The organism is Ruegeria sp. CDSA221 (assembly GCF_059611825.1).
Genome location: NZ_JBXWPK010000006.1, coordinates 183,615 through 206,183 on the forward strand (window position 1 = coordinate 183,615; position 22,569 = coordinate 206,183).

Sequence of the window (22,569 nt, forward strand, 5' to 3'; positions counted from 1 at the left end):
TGTTGTCATGAAGATATCGGAGCGCGGTCATGAAGTTGAAACATCCGAATTTTGAACCTCCGGCAGACGCAAATGACCGGAGGGCGATCCCTCCGGTCATTTGCTATCCGCCCGAAACGGTACCGCAACCTGATCTGGCTGCGTTGACTGACCTGAGGCAGCGCGCGGTGAAAACCGCCGAAGTCATAGCAGCCCCGCGTGATGCGGCCTGTATTGAAGTGCCCGCGGGGGCCTTTATTCGGGTGGTGTCGGTCGATGGCGCGCAGGTCGGTGATCTTAACATGTGGTACAAGCACGACCTGACCGAACGGTTCTATTCCGGCAAAACCCGCGCGCTGCATGGCACGCATCTGTCGACCGGGGATCGGATGTGGTCAAGTTTTCCGAATATGCGGCCCATGGCGACCATCGTTACGGATACTCTGGATTGGTATGGGTTCGATTCATACGGCGGATCCGTGCATGACGTAATCGGGACCCGCTGTGACCCATATACCGGGCGACTGCTGTCTGGCGATGACTACCATTATTGCTGCCATTCCAACCTGACACGGGCATTGGCCAGCCATTGTGGCCTGCCGCTGCATGAGGCCGAAATGCACGTCCACGACGTGTTGAACGTCTTCATGTGCACCGGATTTACGCAGGACACAGGCCAATACTTCATGAAGGCAAGCCCGGTGCGTCCGGGTGATTATCTGGAATTCTACGCCGAGATTGACCTGATCGTCGGCCTTTCAGCTTGTCCCGGGGGCGATTGCTCGTCCGAGCATTCCTCGGACGCAGCCGCCTGTTATCCATTGGTTATGGAAGTCTATGACCCCGGTGAAGACATCCGAAACGCGCATATTCAGCCCAAGCGATCTGCTTATGATCGCACCCATGGGGCAGGTTAAGAGGTCAGGCGTTGCCCAAGCCGGTCCAGCATCCGACAGCATAGGTCGAGCTGTTCGATCTCGACGTACTCATCTGCTTTATGGGCCTGTGTGATCGAGCCGGGACCGCAGACAATCGCATGGGTGCCAAGCTGCTGAAACAGGCCAGCTTCAGTGGCGAATGACACAACACCTGTTCCGTTCGCCCCGGTCAGCTCGGAAACCAGTTTGCGGGCGGCGTTTTCTTCCATTGGCTCAAGGCCTGCAACCTCGGCCGTGATATCCTGCGTGATGTTTGCTTCACTATGGACGGCCTGCATTTCGGGCAGCAGGCTGTGCGTCACATAGTCAGTCAGGGTTTGCTTGACGAAATCCGCATCGCTGGCCTGAACCGGGCGCATTTCCCAGCCGACATCGGCTTTGCTGGCAATGACGTTATGGGCGACGCCGCTATTGAAGAACCCCACGTTTATAGTGGTCCAGGGTGGCTCGAAGGGGCTGTTTGTTGGCGCGCGGGATTTCAATATCTGGCGCAGTTCCAGAAGTTTTCCTACATAGCGTGCCGCGTATTCCGCCGCATTAACCCCATCATCCGGGGCCGAGCTGTGTCCTTCGAGCCCGACAAATCGTGTCGTGTATTCATAGCACCCCTTATGCCCTTCGATCAGGCACATTTCGGTGGGCTCTCCGATTATTGCGATATCCGGCACTATTCCTCGTTCGGAAAGATCGTTCACCATGTTCTGCGCGCCCAAACATCCGGTTTCTTCATCATAGGTGAAGGCAAAGTGCAGCGGTTGGGTCAGTTTTCTGGCATCCAGCGTTTCGGCAAGTGCAAGTGCGGCGGCGATGAAGCCCTTCATGTCACAGGTGCCACGTCCGTAAAGTCTGCCATCTTTCTCGGTCATCAAAAACGGGTCTGATGTCCAGTTCTGATCCGCGACGGGAACCACGTCCGTGTGGCCGGATAACAGGATGCCGCCGGGAATGTCTGGGCCTATGGAAGCAAATACATTGGCCTTGGTGCCAGTATCATCCCGGGTTTCGATGCAGCGTGCACCCAAGGCCTGCAACCTGTCCCTTAGATAGCTGATGATCTGAAGATTGCTGTCTGCAGATACCGTTTCAAACGCGATCAGATCGGCGAGGATATCTTGGGTTCTTTGCAGGGTCATGGCTTTACAAACAGCTTTCTTGGGCGGTTACAGAAACATTCGGCAGGACCGGTATCGGTGATCAGGATCGACACGGTGATCTCTAACTCCCAGTCATTCAACCAGAGGCCAGGCATAAAGTGAAACGTCTTGCCAGGTTCCAGGATTGTCTCATCCTCGGGACGCAGAGATACCGTGCGCTCACCTCAGTCCGGGAGATAGCTCAGACCTACTGGATAGCCGCAGCACGCGCGGCTTTCAATGTGGACGTATCTGACAATCAGGCATCCACACTGTACGTCGTTCCCCATTAGTATCCTGATTGCGTCCCCACTAGATCGGGTCTGCGTCATGAAAGACCAAAACGCCTTGATGGACGTAGAACGACCACCCCTCGTATCCGGTTAGCCACGTCATGTTCGAAGGATCTTCGAAGAACAGCGCGTCCAGCCCGACCTCGGTCACGGCTTTTCGTGTTTTGGACAGCCGACGGTCAAATTCCCCCCGCATGAATGCCGGATTCACTTGGCTCATCGGATCCTCGTGTCGTGATTAGAGACGTGTTGACAGAACTTTACGAATCCGATCACGTCAATGGACAACTCAGGAAGGAAATACTGTTGAAACTCAGTTCAAACCCACACCGCGGCAAGGAAAAATTGATTCCTGATGCTCCATTTCCTTCGATAAACGCGGCTCGCGTAGCTGATTTGTTAACAGTATGCCCTGCAGCAGCAGAAACCAATCTGGTTGAAGCCAAGGATTTGGCCAATGTCGCCGATCTATGGGTCAAAGATGAGCGTGGGCGCATGAACCTCGGGTCATTCAAGGCTTTGGGGGCTGCCTATGTCATCGCCCGCCACGCTGCTGATCTGGCGCAGACACCGGATAAGTCTACTTTACGCGGGAAAACCTATGTCACCGCTAGCGCGGGTAACCACGGGATGAGTGTAGCAGCAGGTGCACGGATATTTGGGGCTGATGCAGTGGTCTATATCGCCGAAACCGTACCTGAAAGTTTCGCGGAACGCCTTCGTGCGCAAAAAGCCAGGGTCGTTCGTCAAGGCACGGATTATGCCGCCAGTATGGAGGCTGCTGGCAAAGCGGCGCAGGCTAACGGTTGGACATTGCTATCTGACAGTTCGTGGGACGGGTATTACGAGCTGCCGCACACCCTGATGGAGGGATATCTGCAGATGGCTGCAGAAGCGGTGCGCCAATGCCCAAATGCGCCCACGCATATCATTTTGCAGGCCGGGGTAGGTGGGTTGGCAGGGGCGGTTGCAGCTTATGCGCGCCATGCCTGGGGTGATGGACCCAAGATCATTGTCGTGGAACCCGAAGCGGCCCCTGCGTTGCAAGCCAGTATCGAAGCAGGTACCTGCGTCTTTGCGGATGGGCCTGACAGCATCATGGGACGGCTGGACTGTAAAGAACCCTCGCTGATCGCGCTGAATGGTCTGGCGCGGGATGCAGACTGTTTTCTGACGCTCTCGGATGACGACGTGGTGCGGTATTTACCGGCTATGGCAGAGGCTGGGTTGGCGACAACTGCTTCGGGCGGGGCGGGCGTCGCAGCAGCGATGAATGCAGATGTCTGCGAGGCCCTGAACATTGGGAGCGATGCCCAAGTTCTGTGCATTTTATCCGAAGTGCCGGATTGAAGAAGGTCAAGAAACATCTGAATCTTGCCCCGGAATAAGCGCAGGAAGCCGCAAGTTAAGAGGGTGCAACTGCCCCCAAAGGCAGAATCCGATTGCGCCTGAAAACGGGAGGTGCGCAAATCCGCACCTCCGCCCTATCAAAATGAGATTAATTGCCCCCCAAAGCGCGGTTTTTAGATTGGATTGCGCCAGATAATTTTGGCGTTTTCCAATCGGTCGAGGAATTTCGACATGCGAATCTCTCAGCACCTCAGTATCGATGCCGAGGTCTGGGCTGTGAGATGTGGTGGTTCAAGTTGTAATTATAACCTATTAAAAATATTATATTAATGTTGTGGGTGAGGAAGTTGAATAGAGGCGAATGAAGCAAGTTAATTACGCTATTCAAGGCCTTGCGTTGCGGGCGAGATATCGAAATATCAGTTGAGCAGAAGTGAATTTCAGGATTCTTTGTCGCCTAGCTGTAACATTTATGGTTGCGTGGTTGGTCCCCCATGTCCTTAAATAGGGTGGACTGGTCTTTGAGATCCGGATGAACCGGGCAAGCAAAGACCGCACAGGGGAGCCAAGTTGGTAATGTCAAATGACGCAGCGTTCGTCGAATTTCAGCGTGTTCAAAAATCTTATGACGGCGAGATACTCGTCGTAAAAGACCTTAATCTCTCGATGCCAAAGGGTGAGTTTCTAACTATGCTCGGCCCCTCGGGGTCAGGCAAGACAACTTGCCTAATGATGTTGGCCGGATTTGAAACCGCTACTCATGGCGAAATCATGTTGGACGGACGCCCGATCAACAACATTCCACCACATAAGCGCGGGATTGGCATGGTGTTCCAAAACTATGCATTGTTCCCGCATATGACTGTGGCTGAAAACCTTTCGTTCCCGCTTGAAGTGCGCAACATCGGCAAAAGCGATCGGGAAGAAAAAGTGAAGCGTGCGCTGGATATGGTCCAGATGGGCGCCTTTGGCAGCCGTCGTCCGGCGCAACTGTCCGGCGGTCAGCAGCAGCGGATCGCCTTGGCCCGTGCTTTGGTGTTCGAGCCTGAGCTAGTTTTGATGGACGAACCGCTGGGCGCGCTGGACAAGCAATTGCGCGAACATATGCAGTTCGAGATTACCCGTCTGGCGCATGAGCTGGGGATTACGACAGTTTACGTGACCCACGACCAGACAGAGGCGCTGACGATGTCGGATCGCGTGGCCGTGTTCGACGACGGACGCATCCAGCAGCTTGCGCCGCCGGATCTGCTCTATGAAGAGCCCGAAAATAGCTTTGTTGCCCAGTTCATTGGTGAAAACAACACCTTGGAAGGCGTTGTTAAGTCAATCGACGGCGACTCGTGCGTGGTTGCACTGGATGATGGATCAGAAATTGACGCCAAACCGGTCAATGTCAGCGCTGCTGGTGAACGGACCAAAGTTTCAATCCGCCCCGAACGGGTGGAGTTCAACAAAGATCGCCTGCATGCTGATGCGCATACGCTCAAGGCGACTGTCAAAGAATTCATCTATATGGGTGATGTCTTCCGGTTCCGCCTGTCCGTGGCGGGTAATGAAGACTTTATCATCAAGACCCGAAACGCCCCTGACGCGATTCGGTTGTCGCCCGGCCAGGAAGTTGAAATCGGTTGGTTGGCCCATGATTGCCGGGCACTTGACGCCTGATGCAGAACGTCCCCTGGTGGATCGCTGGGGGTAAATGGCGGCCGGGTTGCCCCGTGATCCGGTCTGTTCAGAAATTTACGGGTATAACAGGGAGTTAACAATGAAACTTAAGACCACTTTGATGGCAAGCGCCATTGTTGCCGTGGCCGGAGGCGCCATGGCCGAGGAGATGACGATTGTCTCGTGGGGCGGCGCCTATTCCAAGTCACAGCTGAAGGCGTATCACGAGCCCTATTCTGAAAAGAGCGGCATCACTATCCTTAACGATGACAGCTCGGCCGAAGCGGTTGCCAAGCTGCGCGCGATGAACGAAGCGGGCAACATCACCTGGGACGTAGTGGATGTTGTTGCTGCGGACGCAATTCGTCTGTGTGACGAAGGTCTGGCGATGGAGATCGACCCCGACACCATGCTGGCCCCGGCGCCCGACGGCACTTCGGCTGCCGATGATTTCGGTGACCTGCTGGTCAGCGAATGCTTTATTCCGCAGATCGTCTATTCGACCACATTTGGCTATCGTACGGACCTGGTTGGTGACACACCTCCGACAGATGTCTGTGCAGTCTTCGACCTGGAAGCCTATCCGGGCAAGCGTTCGCTGGAAAAACGTGCCATCAACAACATGGAATGGGCGCTAATCTGTGACGGCGTCGCCAAAGATGACGTTTATGACGTTCTGGCGACCCCTGAAGGTCAGGATCAGGCGTTGGCGAAACTGGGAACCATCAAGGACAACGTCGTCTGGTGGTCCGCGGGTGCCGACACGCCGCAGCTTCTGGCCGATGGCGAGATCATCATGGGCTCGACCTATAACGGCCGTCTGTTCAGCGTGATCGAAGAGCAGAAGCAGCCCGTTGCCATGCTTTGGGACGCGCAGATCTTTGACCTGGACGGCTGGATCATCCCCGCCGGTCTGAGCGAAGAGCGTCAGCAGCGTGCGCTGGACTACATCATGTTCGCAACGGACACGCAGCGTCTGGCGGATCAGGCCAAGTACATCTCGTACGGTCCGGCCCGTGCCTCGTCGGCTCCGCTGGTTGGTCAGCATGCCGAGCTTGGCATCGACATGGCGCCGCACATGCCGACCGATCCGGAAAACGCCAAGAACACGTTCCTGTATAACTACGAGTTCTGGGCGGATTACCGCGATGACATCGAAGCGAAATTCCAGGCTTGGCTTGCGAAATAATCGTTTGATTTCATGAAACAGTCGGGGGCGGTGCGCCGCCCCCAGACCCAAGCAGAGTCAAGGGGCACAGATGACTGACGCAAGCCAAAATGCGGGGCCGATGCTGGCAGCGGACGGAACGCCGCTTAAGCAATCGCTGGCACGTTCACTGCGGCGGCAGAAGTTACGAGCATTGATGCTCGTCGCTCCGCTTCTGCTATTTGTCATGTTTTCCTTTATCGTGCCGATTGCTTCAATGCTGTTCCGCTCGGTTGAAAACAGCATGGTTTCGGAGACCCTCCCGCTTACTGTGGAAGCCCTGCAAAGCTGGGACGCCCAAAGCGGTGAGCTTCCGGACGAAGCAGTATACGATGCATTCGTTCGCGACATGGTCGTTGCCGTTGATAGCAAAACCCACACCCGCCTTGGCTCGCGTCTGAACTACGAGGAGACTGGCATGTCTTCTTTGTTCCGCCGCTCTGGCCGGAAAATGGGCAAGCTTGACCCTGAAACCGATGGACCCTTCAAGGACCAGATCATCGAGATTCACGAGGGCTGGGGTGATCCTAAGACGTGGGCCGTGATCAAGACCCATTCGCCAACGGTTACCAATGGTTATTTCCTGAACGCGGTCGATATGCGCCGCACGCCCGAAGGCGCGCAGTCGCAGCCTGAAGACAAGCAGATTCTGATCAAGCTGTTTGGCCGCACATTGTTCATGTCGCTGGTGATTACAGTGTCCTGTATCCTGCTGGCCTATCCGGTTAGCTACCTGCTGGCGACCCTACCGATGCGGGTGTCGAACCTGCTGATGATCCTTGTCCTCTTGCCTTTCTGGACCTCACTTTTGGTGCGGACCTCGGCGTGGAAAGTGATGTTGCAACAGCAGGGCGTGATTAATGAAACATTGGTCTGGCTTGGACTTGTGGCCGATGATGCACGACTGGTGATCATCAATAACCAGATCGGCACGATCATTGCGATGACGCATATCCTGCTGCCGTTCATGATCCTGCCGATGTATTCAGTGATGCAGACGATCCCAGTGACTTACACGCGCGCGGCGAAATCAATGGGCGCGACCAACTGGACGACGTTCTGGCGCATCTACTTCCCACAATCCATTCCGGGTATCGGAGCGGGCTCGATCCTCGTGTTCATTCTGTCGATCGGTTACTACATCACGCCTGAAATTGTGGGCGGCACCAAGGGTGTCTTCATCTCGAACCGGATCGCCTATCACATATCGTCCTCGCTGAATTGGGGACTGGCTGCGGCCTTGGGTACGATCCTGCTGGGTGTCGTCATGCTGCTCTACTGGGTCTACGACAAGATCGTGGGCATTGATAACGTGAAGTTGGGATAATCGACATGGCTGCACTTACACCGATATCCCGCAAACCGCTCTCCATGGTTCTGCCCAGTGTCGCCTTGGCGGGTGCCTTAGCCGGCGTCTTTGTCGGCGCGGGCAACGGCTCGATCCTTTTGGGCATTCTGGGTGGCGCAGCTCTGATCGCCGCGCTGGCCTGGGTCTACATCAACGTTCTGAAGAACGAAAAACTGGCGCGCTGGATCAATATCCTGGGTTTCGGCGTCATCGGTTTCCTGTTGTCAGGTCCGATGGGTGGCATTCTGGGCCTGTTGGGCGGTTGGTTTTTTATCTTCTTTATCTATTGGCTCTATGAAGGCCGGTATCGCCGTAAACTGCTCAGCTATCTGACGCCAAAACAGGTATTCTATCACTATCTGTTCCGGGTTATCTGCGGTGCGATCTTCGTGTTCCTGATCACCCCGATCCTTGTGGTTCTGCCGCTGTCGTTCAACGCGCAGGACTTCTTTACCTTCACCCCTGAGATGCTGAGTCTGGACCCCGAAGGGTATTCGCTGAAGCATTACCGCGATTTCTTCACCAACAATGAATGGCAGCGCAGCTTCAAGAACTCGCTGATCATCGCGCCGATTGCGACGATCATCTCGGTCTCGCTGGGCACGTTGGCGGCCATCGGCCTCAGCCAGAGCCACGTACCCGGCCGCCGCGTCATCATGGGCGTCCTGATCTCGCCGATGATCGTGCCGTTGATCATCTCGGCCACCGGCATGTTCTTCTTCTACAGCGATATCGGTCGCTTCATGGAAGGCACGCTGGGCATGAACAAGAACTTCGTGGGCTATGTGAAAGTTGTCCTTGCCCACGCCGTTCTGGGCATCCCTTTCGTCATCATCACCGTGACTGCGACGCTGGTGGGCTTTGATCGCTCTCTGACGCGGGCGGCGGCGAATATGGGCGCGGGCCCGGTGCGGACGTTTTTCAAGATTCAGATGCCCCTGATCCTGCCGGGCGTGATCTCGGGCGGCCTCTTCGCCTTTATCACCTCGTTCGATGAGGTGGTTGTGGTGCTGTTCGTTGGCTCTGCCAGCCAGAAGACACTGCCATGGCAGATGTTCACCGGCCTGCGCGAACAGATCAGCCCGACCATTCTGGCAGTAGCGACCATCCTTGTGGTGATCTCGATTGCGCTGTTGACCACGGTAGAGCTGCTGCGGCGGCGGTCTGAACGCCTGCGGGGGCTCAGTCCCGCTTGACGCGACTCACAAGGTGATTTAGCGATTTCACCATGCACCCCGGTCACGATGGCGTCGTGACATCTAGGCGGGTGCATGGCTCTCGGTTCCCGAGGCCGCTTGTCCTGAACGCCGGGACTTGTGGCCGGGCTTTGCCTGTCCGGCATCGAGGAGAGACCAAGATGAATGATCTAAACAATCGCCCCGAATTCTTTACCTGCCACAACGGTGACAAGGCGCCTTTGCCCTTTAGTAAGGCGGAATATGCACGCCGTCTGGCCAGTTTGCGCGCCACGATGGCCGCCCGCGATATTCCAGCAGTTCTGCTGACTTCCATGCAAAACATCGCCTATTACTCGGGCTTCTTGTATTGCTCGTTCGGGCGTCCCTACGGTTGCGTTGTCACTCAGGACAAATGCACCACCGTGTCGGCCAATATCGACGCCGGCCAGCCTTGGCGTCGCTCGGTTGAAGACAACGTGATCTATACCGACTGGAAGCGGAACAATTACTGGCGCGCGGTGGCTGATCTGATCGGATCTGCACGGCGGATCGGGATCGAAGGCGACCATATGACCCTGGCAATGCGCGACACCGCGCTGGATATGCTGGGCCAGCCTGAACTGGTTGATATCGCACCCGACACAATGGCCGCACGCATGGTGAAATCCGCCGAAGAGATCGAGTTGATCAAAGGCGGCGCACACACTGCAGATGTGGGCGGCGCAGCCATTCACGCCGCGATCCGCGAAGGCGCGACCGAGATCGAAATCGCCATGGCGGGCCGTGACGCGATGGAGGCCGAGATTGCTCGTGCTTATCCAGAAGCCGAATACCGTGATACTTGGGTCTGGTTTCAATCCGGCCTGAACACTGATGGCGCACATAACCCGGTCACTAAGCGGGCGCTGCAAAAGGGCGATATCCTGTCGCTGAACACATTCCCGATGATCTCGGGCTATTACACTGCGCTGGAACGCACCTTGTTTCTGGGCGAACCCGACGCCGATAGCCTGCGCATCTGGAAGGCAAACGTCGCCGCGCATGAGTTGGGGCTGAGCCTGATCAAACCGGGCGCGACCTGCTCTGGGATCACGGCTGAGATCAATCGATTCTTTGCTGATGAGGGCCTGCTGCAGTACCGCTCATTCGGCTATGGGCACTCATTCGGCATCCTCAGCCACTATTACGGTCGTGAGGCGGGTCTTGAACTGCGCGAGGATATCGACACGGTGCTGGAGCCGGGCATGGTCGTGTCCATCGAGCCGATGCTGTGGATTCCCGAAGGACAGCCCGGTGCCGGTGGCTATCGTGAGCATGACATTCTAGTGGTCGAAGAGGCCGGTGCCGAGAACATCACCGGCTTCCCCTATGGGCCTGAACACAACACGATCAGCGCCTGATCGTATGGGCGGGAAGGGCGTTCAGCCCTTCTTGCCCCGTTCGTGAAAGATAAACCCGATGAAGTTCAGCAGCACCTGCGCCGCCAGAATCTGCGTGCTTTCGGTTGGGTCGTAACTTGGGGCGACTTCAACAAGGTCGATCCCGACCACGTCACCCCGTTTCGCCAGCCCCTGAAGAATTTCCAGCACATCGTAATACAAAAACCCGCCATGGCTGGGCGTACCCGTGCCAGGTGCGATTGAGGGGCAAAACGCGTCGATATCAATCGTAACGTAATACCGCGCGCCTTCGGGAATGCGTTCAACCACGCCCTCGGTGCCCAGTTTGCGCACCTGCCGCACTGACAGGATGTCTGATCCGCGGGCGCGGGCATCCTCATACCCTTCCTTAGCGGTCGACGACACGTTGCGAATGCCCAGCTGGGTCATGCCCGAGACGTACGGCTTTTCAATCGCCCGCCGCATCGGATTGCCGTGGCCAGTAGTGACGCCATGACGTTCGTCAACGAAATCTAGATGCGCGTCGATCTGGACCACATGGATCGGACCGTTCTGCGCGCAATCTGTGGCAAAGGCGTTGATGCAGGGGATATTCACCGAATGATCGCCGCCGATGGTGACGGGCAGGGCGCCTGCGGACAGAATACGTTCGACGCCGTATTGAATATTGGCGTGGCTCTCATCTGTCTTGGTGTGGATAATATCGGCATCCCCAATATCGACCATCCGCACCGATCCATCCAGATAGGTAGCGTCATCCTCATGGTCATAGGCCCCGGCATGGCCAAAGCTGAACAGGGTCGAGGCCTCGCGCACCGCACGCGGCCCAAAGCGCGCGCCGGACCTCCATTGAGTGCCAAAGTCGAAAGGCGCCCCTATGACTGCGACATCCGCGTCGATATTGTCCCAATCCTCGACATACGGCGCTTTGCCGAAGGTCGAAATGCCGACAAAAGGCAGATTAAGCCGCCCACCGCTATACCCATGTGATGACATGGCGAGTTTCCCGTTTCTTGCTGTTCAACGGCAGCTTAGACAGGAATTCAAAGCTGCGATAGGTGGGGGCTGTGGGCTTGATTGTCCGATTGTGCGATGTGTATCTGGTGCAGGCATTAAAAAGGAACAGCCGTGGGCCATCATGAACTGCCACCGGGAACGGGTGTCTACTATATCAATCTGGATCGGGTACCCGAACGGCGTAACTTTATGGAGGCGCAGTTTGCGCATACTGGATTGATTGGGGCCAAACGCTTTAGTGCGACCGATGCACAACAAGAGGGCGCTCTGGTTGGAAATGGTTATGTTCCCGGTTCTGGCAGCCGCTGGGGTCTGAAACAAAGTGAAGTCGCTTGTTTCGAAAGCCATCGCGCCGTTTGGAAGCGTACCGTTCAGCAAGACCTGAAGGCTGTTGCGATCTTTGAAGACGATGTTGAAATGTCGACCCAAGCTGGCGGTGTGATTGCCAGATTGCTCGAAGCAGGGTCAGGGTTCGACTTCCTAAAGCTGGACTATTCCCCCCGGTCGCTGCGGTTTGGGCCAGAACTACAGATTACCGGCGTACCGGTTCGCCCGATGCTGGAAATGGCACCCAGCGCGGCCGCATATATCCTGTCTCAAGTGGCCTGCCGTAAATTGCTGAAGTGGTCCGAGAAATACTCGGATCACCTGGATGATTTCGTATCTATCCCCCGCCCGGATTGGCAAATGTATCAGTGTTTTCCAGCAGTCGGCGTTCAAATGATCTGGTCGAAACAGCAAGATCAGGCTGAAGATTCCGTGAAAGTCAGTGAACGTTCACAAAACAGAAAGACCAATAGCGGTCTGGATAAGGGACCCCTGTGGTTTCGCATTCGTCGCGAATTGCAGGCCGCGAAACGCAAGTTGTATTGGCGCCAGAGAGGCGAAGCCCGATTGCTTGAAAGCGGGGGGTATGTCGGATTTATCCCCTGTGCCGAAGACCTGAGGGTTTAGTTTATATCATGGGCTGATCACGGCTTTCCAACCAAGCAAAAATAGTAATTCTCGATAAGCGTTAACAAAACCGTCAAATTGATATAATCTTCCAGTGTTGTTGGTGTTTTTCCGGTTTGGGGTTGGTGTGGGTCAGACAATCTATGAGCATTATGGCGGTTTCAAAACGATCAGCCGGATCGTTATGACCTTTTACGAAATGGCACTGGAGTCTGATCAGATCGGTGACCATTTCGAAGATATCGACATGCCAAGGCTGATTGATCACCAGACCAAGTTCGTATCGTCTCTGATCGGTGGCCCGACATCTTTTAGTGATGATCGAATTGAAGCGGTTCACAGAAATCTGAACATCTCGCACGCAGATTTCGACGAAATGGCAGATCTGTTTGGTGAAGCGCTGGCGTTACATGGAATGGAAGATCGGCACGTAAAGATTGCCTTGGGAGCGATCGAATCCAAACGTGCAATTATTGTTACGCGCGATGCGGCATGAGCATTCTTGCGATCAATGAACAACTGCTGCGCGCGATCGGTGTTGGTGTCGCAGTGGTTCGGGCTTCGGATCTTACATTCGTATTCTGCAACGGCCCATTTCAGGAATGGTTTGGCCCTCCGGCTGATGGACAGACATTGTTGGATATTTTTCCTGACCTTGATGCGCGTGAACTTGAAGACGTAAAGCAATCTGGGCTCAGATACTCGGTCGAATTGCAGATCAAGCCGAAACGCAGGACATTGGTTTTCGCAACGGCAGTTTCTCTGGCAAACGGTCTTTCGGAACAGGTTCTGGTCATCGAGTTTCAGAACATCACCAAAATCCGCGAACTTGAAAGCATGATTGACAGCTACTCGACTATGGTCGAACGCAACACGCGCGAGTTGGAGCGTGAGAAGGAGCGGGTTGAAAGGCTGTTGCTGAACCTGATGCCGCGCGCTGTTTATGAAGAATTCAAGACATTCGGTGTGGTCACGCCGCAGCTTTACGATCAGGTGTCAGTTGTGATGCTGGACTTTGTGGGGTTCACGGATTTTGCCGCCAAGACGGACCCGACGGTTACCCTAAGCGAGTTGAATGACATCTTTACGGCCTTTGACCGGATCGTCGAACAGTTCGGATGTGAGCGGATCAAGACTATTGGCGATGCTTATCTTGCGGTGTCAGGCATGCCGGATGCTACGCCAGATCATGCGACTGCTGCTGCCCATTGTGCAGTCAGGTTCCTTCGCTATCTTGAGCGGAGAAATGAAAGCCATCCGCACAAGTGGCAGGCACGTGTGGGGCTGGGTATGGGGCCAGCGGTAGGATCTGTGGTTGGTATTCAGAAATATGTCTATGATGTTTTCGGGCCCGCCGTGAACATCGCTTCCCGGTTACAAGTCTTTGCAAACCCAATGAATATTGTTGCGCCTGAAGAAATGAAATACGCCCTGATTGACGAGTTTCAGGTCTCTGATATCGGGCGTGTGGACATCAAGGGTATGGGTGAGATGGATCTGATTAATGTCACATCCGGTCTCAGCATTCCGCAACGGAAACCGGTGTTCTGACGGCCTTATTCGTCCGGAGGCACCAGCCCTAGTCCCCGCAGATAAATACCGATCCCCGTTTCCAAAAGATCTTCGGGCGGGAAGGGTGCGGTGGCGCCGGTGTTACGGGCAAACAATTCGACTACACCGTGACTCAGCGCCCAGATATGTGCGCTGAACATTGAAGCCGGCGGACGTTTTTCCGGCGGAATATGTTGCGACAGATCGGCTGCAGCTTTTTCTAGAACATCTCTGGCCCGGTTTGCAGCCAGGGCAAGTTCTGGGGTGCGGTTGACGGAAATCCCACTTTCGAACATCGCGATATAGTGGCCAGGATTCTTGCGAGCAAAGGCCAGATAGGCGCGCCCGGTTGCTTCGAATGCAGCCAGCGCCGAAGGCTGGCCTTTGTCATAAGCGAATTGAATTAGATCGGCGAACATCTCGAACCCCTGACGCGCCGCCTCGGCGATCAGGTCCTCGCGCCCGTGATAGTGGCGATAAACAGCTGCAGGCGTGACGCCTGCAGCTTTTGCAGCCTCTGACAGGGTGAACCCGGTCGGACCCTTTTCCTCGATCAGGGACAGAGCTGCGTCGATCAGAGCCTGTTTCAGGTTGCCGTGGTGATACCCGCGTTTTGTCATCCCTGATTCAGACGCCTTTTTTGTACAATTCTTGAGGAACTAAGACATAAACCGGTAGCACGTATTCGTCCAATCTTTGTGATGATATTGGCCGGCAAGAAAGATCAGGCATCCCAGATATCTGGCCCGCCACATATCTTGGTGTCGATATCGCCAATCGCATTTTTGTCCTTTTCATCATAGTCCAGCGCATGAAGCACGGTTCGGATTGCTGCCAGCCTTGCCCGTTTCTTGTCGTCGGAACGAACTATGGTCCAGGGGCAGGCTTCGCTGTGACTGCGTGTAAGGGTTTCGGAAATCGAAGCAGAGTATTCATCCCATTTGTCCAAACCAGCGATATCGATTGGGCTTAGTTTCCAGTGTTTCAATGGGTCCGTTTCGCGCGCAAGAAACCGGTTCAACTGCTCGGCCCGTCCGACGTTCAACCAGAACTTGAACAAGCGGATACCATCGTCACACAGGCCGGTCTCTAACGGCAGAACCTGGCGGAAGAAGCGTTCACGCTGTTTTGTGTTGCAGAACCCAAACACATTTTCCACCACGCCGCGGTTATACCAGCTGCGGTCAAAAAACACGATTTCTCCGGCTGCGGGCAGATGTGGGATATAGCGCTGAAAATACCATTGGCTGCGCTCTTGATCCGATGGCTTGCTGAGCGCAACGTTCCGAGCCCCACGCGGGTTCAGGTTCTCACGGAACCGCTTGATCGTCCCGCCTTTTCCAGCGGCATCGCGGCCTTCGAAGATAACAGCGACACGCTGGCCAGTTTCCTTCACCCAAAGCTGCATTTTCACAAGCTCGATCTGCAGGGACTGCATTTGTTTCTCATACGCCTTACGCTTCATGCGTTCGTCATAGGGGTATGTAGGGTTCAGAATGTCATCCTTATCGGCCTCTTTGATCTCGTTCCGGACTTCTTCTGGTGCACGTTTTTTGTAATATTCCTCGATGGTGCCTTTGCCAGTTCGTGTCATGAGTCACCTCGCGATAAAATCCATATCTTACTATGGATTAGCCTCGGAATTAACGCAAACCCGCCCGCTGAGCAGCCCGGATGACTGCGGCCGCTACTTCGGGTGCGGCCACGATCTGTGGCATATGGCCAATTCCCGGCAATTCGATCAGTTCAGCGCCGGGGATTTGGTCGATCAGGGGTTCCGCATGCCATTCCAACCCGACCGTTGTGTCGGCGGTGCCATGCACAACCTCGGTCGGGACCGAAATATCCTTATAGCGCGGCTGCAGCGCACGAACTTCGTCCAACAGATTGGCGCGTTGCATTGCGTTGGCATGCATCGAAGCCGGGCGCATGGTCAGCCCGGGGCCGAAATGTTCGGCATAGCCTTCGGGTGCAGTTTGGGGGGAAAAGACACCGTCTAAGGCCTGCTCGACATACCAATCGGGGACAAAGGCATTGATCAACGGCAGCACAAGCGCGTTTCCGGGCTTGGTCGCGGCCATTCGGTTGAAACCATCCAGCGGCGTTTCCCAAGGGATCGCGGCGGGGGCAATCAACACCAGCGCCGAGATGTGTTCGGGCTGTGTAACCGCCCAGGCCAGCGACACCGACCCGCCATAGCTTTGCCCTGCAACAATGGGTTTGTCCGCGCCCAGCTTGACAGCTGCACGGCGTAGGATTTCGGCTTGTTCTTCAAGGGTTTCGCCGTCCGGATTGAAGCTGTCGGAATACCCCAGTCCGGGCCGGTCAAAAACAATGACACGGAAATCTTCTGCCAGAATTGGTGCGAGGGCAAAAGTCATGTCCCGAGTGTTGCCACTGGACCCGTGGATCAGCACGACATCGGGCCCGTGCCCCATGACTACGGCATGAACGCTGACTCCATCGACGTCGATCAGCTGACCCTCGGGTGGGAAACTGGCCTCGGCTACAGCTTCGTTCCGTGACACGCGCCAAGTTGTTACGGTTGCCAGGCCAGCAATCAGCAGGGCAAGAGCTATGATGGTTTTAAGAACCAATTTGATCCATATCGAATGGAGTTGTCTGATAGATTTCGTTAATCCAGTTGCCATAGAGCAGGTGCGCATGGCTGCGCCATCTGTTCTGAGGCCGGCGCGAGGGGTCGTCGTCTGGATAGTAGTTCATCGGCACGTTTATCGGTGTGCCGTTGTCGATATCGCGATCATATTCCTGCTTGAGCGTATCACTGTCATATTCAAAGTGGTTGAAGATATAAATCGCACGATGGTCCTTATCTTCGACTAAGCAGGGGCCTGCCTCATCACTACCCAGCAAGGTGGTCAGGCCCGTAGCGTTGTCGATTTCGGCCTGCTTCATCTCGGTCCACCGGCTGACCGGGATGACGCAATCATCGGAAAACCCGCGCAGAAACGGTGAGGAGGGAGCCAGATTGCGGTGCCGGAAACATCCGAAAGCCTTGGCGTCCAACATATGCTTACGCACCCCATGGAAATGATTGATCATCGCCATTCCGCCCCAGCACACGCCAAAGGTCGAATGGACATTTGTCTGGGTCCAGTCAAATACTTCGCTGATTTCTTCCCAATAGGTGACATCCTCGAATTCAAGATGTTCGATCGGGGCGCCGGTGATGATCAGGCCGTCAAATTTTTGGTTCCTTACCTCCTGAAACGGGCGGTAGAACTCGGCCATATGCTCGGCTGCGGTGTTCTTGGTCCGATGTTCGGTCATACGGATCAGCGACAGGTCGATCTGCAGAGGGGTTGCACCGATGAGTCGCGCGAACTGGTTTTCGGTCTGAATCTTCTTGGGCATCAGATTCAGCAACCCGATCCGAAGGGGGCGAATATCCTGACGCATTGCCTGATCCTCGGACATGACCATGACGCCCTCATTGGTGAGAACGTCATATGCGGGCAGGTCAGAGGGAATCTTGATCGGCATCGGATGCAAGCCTTTGGTTTGAGAGTGTAAGTGCCGTAGTTAATCGCGCTTTGGCCGGGTCTCAAGTGCACGTTCGATCAACTCATCGAAATCACCGTCGTCGCGAATACTGTGCATGTCGCTGGCAGCGATCGTCAGACCCCAGTTGTCGGCCATCGCCCTGTATCTCGGTTGCCGGTGCGCAAGAGCTTTGGCATAGGTCCAGCGAATGAATGCGTTTGGATCGACCTGTTCGGCGGAACAGCCCTGTTGGGTCAGATATTCGTCCCAGACACGTGTCAGGAATTCGGGCTGATAAGACATGGGCTTGGGCGCACGGTCAAAGCGTCTGACCAGCTCGGACGTGTGGTCGTCATCGCCTTTGATCCAAATCATCAGCGTTTGACGCGACAGCTCAGTCAGGACCTGATCCCGCGGATCATTGGGGTCAACCCATTCGCATATCGAACCGCCAGTATCGCAAATGAAATGCGGGTATTGGTACAATCTCTGCGCCCGATCCACGAAATACTCGGTATCCAGCAGAGCGTGGATTTCTGCCAAACGGAATTGTTCCTGACGGCGTTTATACTCTGTCAGCTCCATGCCGCCCTGTGCCGGGTTGCCCGGTTTTCCCAGATAAGCGGCGACAGGGGTCAAGTTCTCGAACGAGATATTTGATCCGATGTAAATGGAATCAGACAACAGCAGGTCACGCAGGAAAGGGACCTTCATGGCCTCGGCCTTGGCGTTGTCGATGATATACTCGCCCATGTATCGCGTGCCGATCCGGTAATCGACCGAATAGTGGAACCAGTCCCCGGAATCGCGCAGAACGTTGGACACATAGGTCTTTCCCAGGCCTGACATGCCAAAAAACAGCACCTTTTTGCGCGCGGCTTCCCGCCAGTCTTTTGCCGAGTTGTAGATCATTGTCCACTATCCCTTTTCCGACCTTGCTAAAACGGGCGGGGGGCGGCGTCAATCGCGCGTGCAGCGGTTGTTTAGAACCAACAGTCTTGGGCACAGGTTTCGTTATGCCAGAATGGGAGTAGATATCTGTTCCTTGCCACGCAGGACCGCATCATCTCAATTCGTGATCATGCGGATCTATGCAAAAAAGGCTCCGCCGGAGGGCGGAGCCTTGTGAACAGTTTTGCCGCTGATCAGTTCAGAGAGTAGGTCAACTGAAGGCCGACGCTCCAGGCAGAGTTGCCGCTGAATTCACCACCCGTGGTGGTTGTCGCATCGCCAATGTCCGTATAACGGACACCGCCCGAGATCTGAGCATTTTCCACGGTGTAAGTACCGCCTACGCCAATGCTCCAGAAACCGTCAGTCGGCCCCAAGTTTGATACTTCGGTACCATTCGACTTTTCGTAAGATGTGGATATCGCGCCAGAAAAAGCCTCTGAGAACTGATATCCCATTCCAAGAGTATAGGTGAATGTGTCGTCGTCAAAGTCTACGAGGTTGTCCCCAACGATCCCGACATAGGCGGCAGGTGCCACTACTGTCTGAGGCCAGTCAACCCAGCGGATCGATCCGAACACCAGCGTTTTTGGGGCAACCCCGGTCTGGAAATCCAGGTTGATGGATTGCGGTGTCTCGACCCTGGTCGTGTCATCGATTGTTTGCAGCCCGGCGGGGACGGGCGGCACTACGTTGAACGACTCGGTCGACGACAGATCGTGAGTGATCTTGGAGTTGTAGACCAGCGAAACACGAGCTGCGATTTCAGGTTTTTCCCAGGCAACCCCGACGAGATAACCAAAGTCAGTATCGGCATCCGCGTCAAATTCGTATCCGGCTGCTGCCGGTACAACGACTTTTGCGCTAGCACGTTGCGCGCGAATACCGCCAATGGCGCTGAAGCCACCGTCAAGCTTGTAGCGCAGCAATGCGGTGAGGGAGTCGACATCAGCGCTGGCTCTCAGAATCCCGCTGCGTCCTCCAAACGCTGCAGTTGGATTCTGCGACAGGGGATAGTCGGCGGAATACCCAATATCCGCACCGAATGGTTCGTCATAGATCAGCGCAAAGTCCAGTTTGTCAGTAAATGAACGTTTGTAAGCCAGGCCCGGTGAGAAGAAAGCATTCGACACATCACCTGATTCTACGCCATTTTGTTCACCGCTTACGTCGGGTGACGCATATCCAAGACGAAGTTGGACCACGGATCCCTCTTCGAAAATGATATTGATTCCCTGTCCACTACGGTCCAGACCACCGGCTTGAATGCTTGTTGCGCCCACGCACAAAGCACACGCCTGTAGAAGCGTCTTCTTCATCCATTCCTCCCAATTATATCGCTAAGTTGCGCGAATTTGTGGTGTCTGCGCACAACCGAGTTATTCTTACAGGTGGATTTCACTCTCTCTACAATAGCTGGTCAACGGGTGACTGAACGTTACCCTTAGTGAGTGTTGCGAGAATCTGTTGCTAAACTGTTACGGTTTTCCGACTGAACGTTAAGGAAGATACCCACAAAAATGACAGCAGCCCCCACGAGCGTCCACTGATCGAGAGCCTCATGATAGAAAAGCATACCGACAATCGCGATTGTAGGAAGGCGCGCAAAATCGAATGGGATCACAACCGTAGCCGGTGCGATTGAGAGTGCATTCGTAATGCAGAAATGCGCTAATAGGCCTGCAAGCCCTACAAGCAAAAGCCAAGGCGCGGTTGCCATCGTTGGTAACGCAAGTTCTCCGTCGATCGCAGAGGCTGCCAGCCCAAGACCGGCCTGTATAACGGTCAGCCAGAACATGATGCACCCGATGCTTGCAGAACGCGTGAGTTTTTTGGTGGAAATTGTAGTCAAAGCGAAGAACACCGCCGACATCGCGGCGGCGACAATTCCTGCGCTTAACGGAACAGCCCCCGGTCGTGCGACTATAAGGATACCAGCAAAACCGATAAGTGCTGAAAGGACCCGCACGACCGTCAACCGCTCGGCCAGCAGCATCGGGGACAGCAGGATCACCCAGATCGGTTGCGTAAACTCAAGTGCAAAGACCTGTGCCAGTGGTGCCACGGAAACAGCGTAGAACCAGAGATTCTGACCGGTGAAATGCAGGGTATTTCGTACCCCGTGAAGGCCAATCCGTTCGGTCGATACCTGATGCCACTTTCCGGTAACCGTCAGGACAAGGCTGACCACACACATGCCGAATAGGCTGCGATAAAACATGATTTCAAAGGTGTCATGGGTGACGCTCAGCTCACGTCCGGCCACGGCCATAGACGTAAAAGATGCGATTGCCCCGATCATCCACAGCGCGGCTTTGCCGATTTGGGGTTTGCTGCTTTCCATTGAGTTGCCCGCGCATTTGGAGTTCTACGATGTTGATTGGTAACTAAATATTTGTGTCGCAGAAACAAAAAAGCCGGGCGCTGGCCCGGCTTGTTTTTATTCCCACTCGATTGTGCCCGGAGGCTTCGACGTGATGTCATAGGTGCATCGGTTGATGCCTTTGACCTCATTGATGATCCGGGTGGCGGTTTCGCCCAGGAATTCATGACTGAACGGGTAATAGTCGGCGGTCATTCCGTCGACTGAGGTAACTGCCCGCAGGGCGCAGGCATAGTCGTACGTGCGGCCATCGCCCATGACACCGACGGTTCGAACCGGCAGGATCGCCACGAAGGCCTGCCAGATATCATCATAAAGCCCATGCTTGCGAATCTGGTCGATATAGATCGCATCGGCTTCGCGCAGGATATCTAGTTTTTCGCGGGTGATTTCACCGGGGCAACGGATTGCCAGACCAGGGCCGGGGAAGGGGTGGCGGCCGATAAAGCTTTGGGGCAGACCCAGCTCGCGTCCCAATGCGCGGACCTCGTCCTTGAACAGTTCGCGCAGCGGCTCGACCAGTTTCAGGCCCATTTTCTCTGGCAGACCACCAACATTGTGGTGGCTTTTGATCGTGACCGAAGGCCCGCCCGAGAACGAAACGGATTCGATCACATCAGGGTAGAGGGTACCTTGGGCCAGGAATTCCGCCCCGTCGATCGTGTCGGCATGTTTCTGGAACACGTCGATGAACAGCTTGCCAATTATCTTGCGCTTGGTTTCCGGGTCGCTTTGCCCCTCAAGCTCACCTAGGAACAGATCGCTTTCATCCGCGTGGATCAGCCGAATATTATAGTTGTCGCGGAACATGCCGACGACTTCGTCAGCCTCGTTCTTGCGCAACAGGCCGTGATCAACGAACACACAGGTCAGCTGGTCGCCAATCGCCTCGTGGATCAGGATCGCCGCGACCGAACTATCGACACCTCCGGACAGACCGCAGATCACTTGTTTATCGCCCACTTGTTCGCGGATCGTCGCGATCATCTGCTCACGATAGGCACCCATGGTCCAATCGCCGCTGAACCCGGCGAGCTTTACAAAATTCTCATAAAGCTTGGCGCCCTTTGGTGTGTGGTGCACCTCGGGATGGAACTGAACTGCATAAAAATGGCGGGACGTGTCTGCGGTGATCGCAAACGGTGCGTTGGGCGAGGTGCCATAAACCTGAAACCCCGGCGCGATTTCACTGACATGGTCGCCGTGACTCATCCAGACCTGTTCATCGCCGTCGGTGAACCAGCCATCGAGAATATCCAGTTGGCCTTTGGGGGTCACAAAGGCGCGGCCGAACTCTGCGGTGCCATGGCCGCTTTCGACCTTGCCGCCCAACTGGTGCATCATCACTTGCTGGCCATAGCAGATACCAAGGATGGGAACGCCAATGTCAAAGATTTCCTGCGGGACCCGCGGAGACCCTTCTCGTGTCACGCTATCGGGACCGCCCGAGAAAATAACGGCCTTTGGGGCCATTTTCCGAACAAAGTCCGTGGTAACATTCTGATAAGGATGGATTTCACAATAGACATTCAGCTCGCGCAGGCGGCGCGCAATCAGTTGCGTTACCTGGCTGCCGAAGTCGATGATCAGAAGGCGGTCATGGGTGTCTTGGGTCATGGGTCTGCTACTAGGTTGCGAAGATGATAAGCGCAAGGGATTTCAAGTGGTATAGACACGCCAGTTGGTCGCGGTTAGGGCCCGCTAGTCTGGTGGAC

At 55.2% G+C, this 22,569-nt stretch carries 21 protein-coding genes and 1 pseudogene; 10 read left to right on the forward strand and 12 right to left on the reverse strand.

Going from position 1 to position 22,569, the window contains the following annotated elements; all coding sequences use genetic code 11:
- Nucleotides 1-29: 29 nt before the first annotated feature.
- A complete protein-coding gene (locus AC2FJ5_RS11825; RefSeq protein WP_496793467.1) occupies nucleotides 30-896 on the forward strand; it encodes an urea carboxylase-associated family protein in 867 nt (288 codons plus the stop codon).
- Here the strand turns inward: AC2FJ5_RS11825 and argE are convergent.
- The 3 genes and pseudogenes from argE to AC2FJ5_RS11840 all read right to left on the reverse strand — a co-directional run bounded on the left by argE (nucleotide 893) and on the right by AC2FJ5_RS11840 (nucleotide 2,563).
- Nucleotides 893-2,050, reverse strand: a complete 1,158-nt coding sequence (gene argE, locus AC2FJ5_RS11830) for an acetylornithine deacetylase (protein ID WP_496793468.1) — start codon at nucleotides 2,048-2,050, stop codon at nucleotides 893-895. The genes AC2FJ5_RS11825 and argE overlap by 4 nt on opposite strands.
- Nucleotides 2,047-2,292 (reverse strand): annotated as a pseudogene (locus tag AC2FJ5_RS11835) (ectoine hydrolase DoeA); the annotation flags it as partial. The pseudogene AC2FJ5_RS11835 and the gene argE, both read right to left, overlap by 4 nt.
- 70 nt (nucleotides 2,293-2,362) lie before the next feature.
- Nucleotides 2,363-2,563 carry an aminopeptidase P family N-terminal domain-containing protein gene (locus tag AC2FJ5_RS11840; protein WP_465160558.1) on the reverse strand — a complete coding sequence of 67 codons (201 nt, stop codon included), beginning with the start codon at nucleotides 2,561-2,563 and terminating at the stop codon, nucleotides 2,363-2,365.
- Nucleotides 2,564-2,649: 86 nt separating this feature from the next.
- On the opposite strand from AC2FJ5_RS11840, the gene AC2FJ5_RS11845 reads away from it, so the two are divergent.
- The 6 genes from AC2FJ5_RS11845 (at nucleotide 2,650) to AC2FJ5_RS11870 (ending at nucleotide 10,494) form a co-directional block, all read left to right on the forward strand.
- Nucleotides 2,650-3,693 (forward strand): pyridoxal-phosphate dependent enzyme, encoded by a 1,044-nt coding sequence (locus AC2FJ5_RS11845; RefSeq protein ID WP_496690648.1) that lies wholly within the window; start codon nucleotides 2,650-2,652, stop codon nucleotides 3,691-3,693.
- Between the two features lie 576 nt (nucleotides 3,694-4,269).
- Nucleotides 4,270-5,361, forward strand: a complete 1,092-nt coding sequence (locus tag AC2FJ5_RS11850; protein ID WP_496785240.1) for an ABC transporter ATP-binding protein — start codon at nucleotides 4,270-4,272, stop codon at nucleotides 5,359-5,361.
- A 100-nt stretch (nucleotides 5,362-5,461) separates the two neighbouring features.
- The gene (locus tag AC2FJ5_RS11855; protein WP_496793469.1) at nucleotides 5,462-6,550 is read left to right on the forward strand and encodes an extracellular solute-binding protein; all 1,089 of its coding nucleotides are present in this window, start codon (nucleotides 5,462-5,464) and stop codon (nucleotides 6,548-6,550) included.
- 70 nt (nucleotides 6,551-6,620) lie between these two features.
- Nucleotides 6,621-7,895 (forward strand): ABC transporter permease, encoded by a 1,275-nt coding sequence (locus tag AC2FJ5_RS11860; protein ID WP_142634170.1) that lies wholly within the window; start codon nucleotides 6,621-6,623, stop codon nucleotides 7,893-7,895.
- 5 nt (nucleotides 7,896-7,900) lie between these two features.
- Nucleotides 7,901-9,112, forward strand: a complete 1,212-nt coding sequence (locus AC2FJ5_RS11865; RefSeq protein ID WP_142634168.1) for an ABC transporter permease — start codon at nucleotides 7,901-7,903, stop codon at nucleotides 9,110-9,112.
- A 161-nt stretch (nucleotides 9,113-9,273) separates the two neighbouring features.
- Complete coding sequence (locus AC2FJ5_RS11870) at nucleotides 9,274-10,494, forward strand: aminopeptidase P family protein (protein WP_496690645.1); 1,221 nt, start codon at nucleotides 9,274-9,276, stop codon at nucleotides 10,492-10,494.
- Between the two features lie 21 nt (nucleotides 10,495-10,515).
- Here AC2FJ5_RS11870 and speB read toward each other — a convergent pair whose 3' ends face one another.
- Nucleotides 10,516-11,490, reverse strand: a complete 975-nt coding sequence (gene speB / locus AC2FJ5_RS11875; RefSeq protein ID WP_496793471.1) for an agmatinase — start codon at nucleotides 11,488-11,490, stop codon at nucleotides 10,516-10,518.
- Nucleotides 11,491-11,622: 132 nt separating this feature from the next.
- Here speB and AC2FJ5_RS11880 point away from each other — a divergent pair, with 132 nt between their 5' ends.
- The 3 genes from AC2FJ5_RS11880 to AC2FJ5_RS11890 all read left to right on the forward strand — a co-directional run bounded on the left by AC2FJ5_RS11880 (nucleotide 11,623) and on the right by AC2FJ5_RS11890 (nucleotide 14,016).
- Nucleotides 11,623-12,465 carry a glycosyltransferase family 25 protein gene (locus tag AC2FJ5_RS11880; RefSeq protein ID WP_496793472.1) on the forward strand — a complete coding sequence of 281 codons (843 nt, stop codon included), beginning with the start codon at nucleotides 11,623-11,625 and terminating at the stop codon, nucleotides 12,463-12,465.
- A 94-nt stretch (nucleotides 12,466-12,559) separates the two neighbouring features.
- Nucleotides 12,560-12,961 carry a group I truncated hemoglobin gene (locus AC2FJ5_RS11885; protein ID WP_345741800.1) on the forward strand — a complete coding sequence of 134 codons (402 nt, stop codon included), beginning with the start codon at nucleotides 12,560-12,562 and terminating at the stop codon, nucleotides 12,959-12,961.
- Nucleotides 12,958-14,016 carry an adenylate/guanylate cyclase domain-containing protein gene (locus tag AC2FJ5_RS11890; protein ID WP_496695256.1) on the forward strand — a complete coding sequence of 353 codons (1,059 nt, stop codon included), beginning with the start codon at nucleotides 12,958-12,960 and terminating at the stop codon, nucleotides 14,014-14,016. The genes AC2FJ5_RS11885 and AC2FJ5_RS11890 overlap by 4 nt, the downstream gene beginning before the upstream one ends.
- A gap of 5 nt (nucleotides 14,017-14,021) precedes the next feature.
- On the opposite strand, the gene AC2FJ5_RS11895 is transcribed toward AC2FJ5_RS11890, so the two are convergent.
- From AC2FJ5_RS11895 to guaA, 8 genes are all read right to left on the reverse strand, one after another.
- The gene (locus AC2FJ5_RS11895; RefSeq protein ID WP_142634158.1) at nucleotides 14,022-14,636 is read right to left on the reverse strand and encodes a TetR/AcrR family transcriptional regulator; all 615 of its coding nucleotides are present in this window, start codon (nucleotides 14,634-14,636) and stop codon (nucleotides 14,022-14,024) included.
- 104 nt (nucleotides 14,637-14,740) lie between these two features.
- Nucleotides 14,741-15,610 carry a polyphosphate kinase 2 gene (gene ppk2 / locus AC2FJ5_RS11900; RefSeq protein ID WP_496793473.1) on the reverse strand — a complete coding sequence of 290 codons (870 nt, stop codon included), beginning with the start codon at nucleotides 15,608-15,610 and terminating at the stop codon, nucleotides 14,741-14,743.
- Between the two features lie 49 nt (nucleotides 15,611-15,659).
- A complete protein-coding gene (locus AC2FJ5_RS11905; RefSeq protein WP_496704923.1) occupies nucleotides 15,660-16,619 on the reverse strand; it encodes an alpha/beta fold hydrolase in 960 nt (319 codons plus the stop codon).
- The gene (gene metA / locus AC2FJ5_RS11910) at nucleotides 16,603-17,520 is read right to left on the reverse strand and encodes a homoserine O-acetyltransferase MetA (protein WP_496793474.1); all 918 of its coding nucleotides are present in this window, start codon (nucleotides 17,518-17,520) and stop codon (nucleotides 16,603-16,605) included. The genes AC2FJ5_RS11905 and metA overlap by 17 nt, the downstream gene beginning before the upstream one ends.
- A 39-nt stretch (nucleotides 17,521-17,559) precedes the next feature.
- The gene (locus tag AC2FJ5_RS11915) at nucleotides 17,560-18,432 is read right to left on the reverse strand and encodes an ATPase (protein ID WP_496749034.1); all 873 of its coding nucleotides are present in this window, start codon (nucleotides 18,430-18,432) and stop codon (nucleotides 17,560-17,562) included.
- Between the two features lie 233 nt (nucleotides 18,433-18,665).
- Nucleotides 18,666-19,790 (reverse strand): OmpP1/FadL family transporter, encoded by a 1,125-nt coding sequence (locus AC2FJ5_RS11920; RefSeq protein WP_142634147.1) that lies wholly within the window; start codon nucleotides 19,788-19,790, stop codon nucleotides 18,666-18,668.
- A gap of 125 nt (nucleotides 19,791-19,915) precedes the next feature.
- The gene (locus tag AC2FJ5_RS11925; protein ID WP_496793476.1) at nucleotides 19,916-20,815 is read right to left on the reverse strand and encodes a DMT family transporter; all 900 of its coding nucleotides are present in this window, start codon (nucleotides 20,813-20,815) and stop codon (nucleotides 19,916-19,918) included.
- 96 nt (nucleotides 20,816-20,911) lie between these two features.
- Nucleotides 20,912-22,471, reverse strand: coding sequence for a glutamine-hydrolyzing GMP synthase (gene guaA / locus AC2FJ5_RS11930; RefSeq protein WP_142634143.1), 1,560 nt, complete (start codon nucleotides 22,469-22,471; stop codon nucleotides 20,912-20,914).
- Nucleotides 22,472-22,569 lie beyond the last annotated feature (98 nt).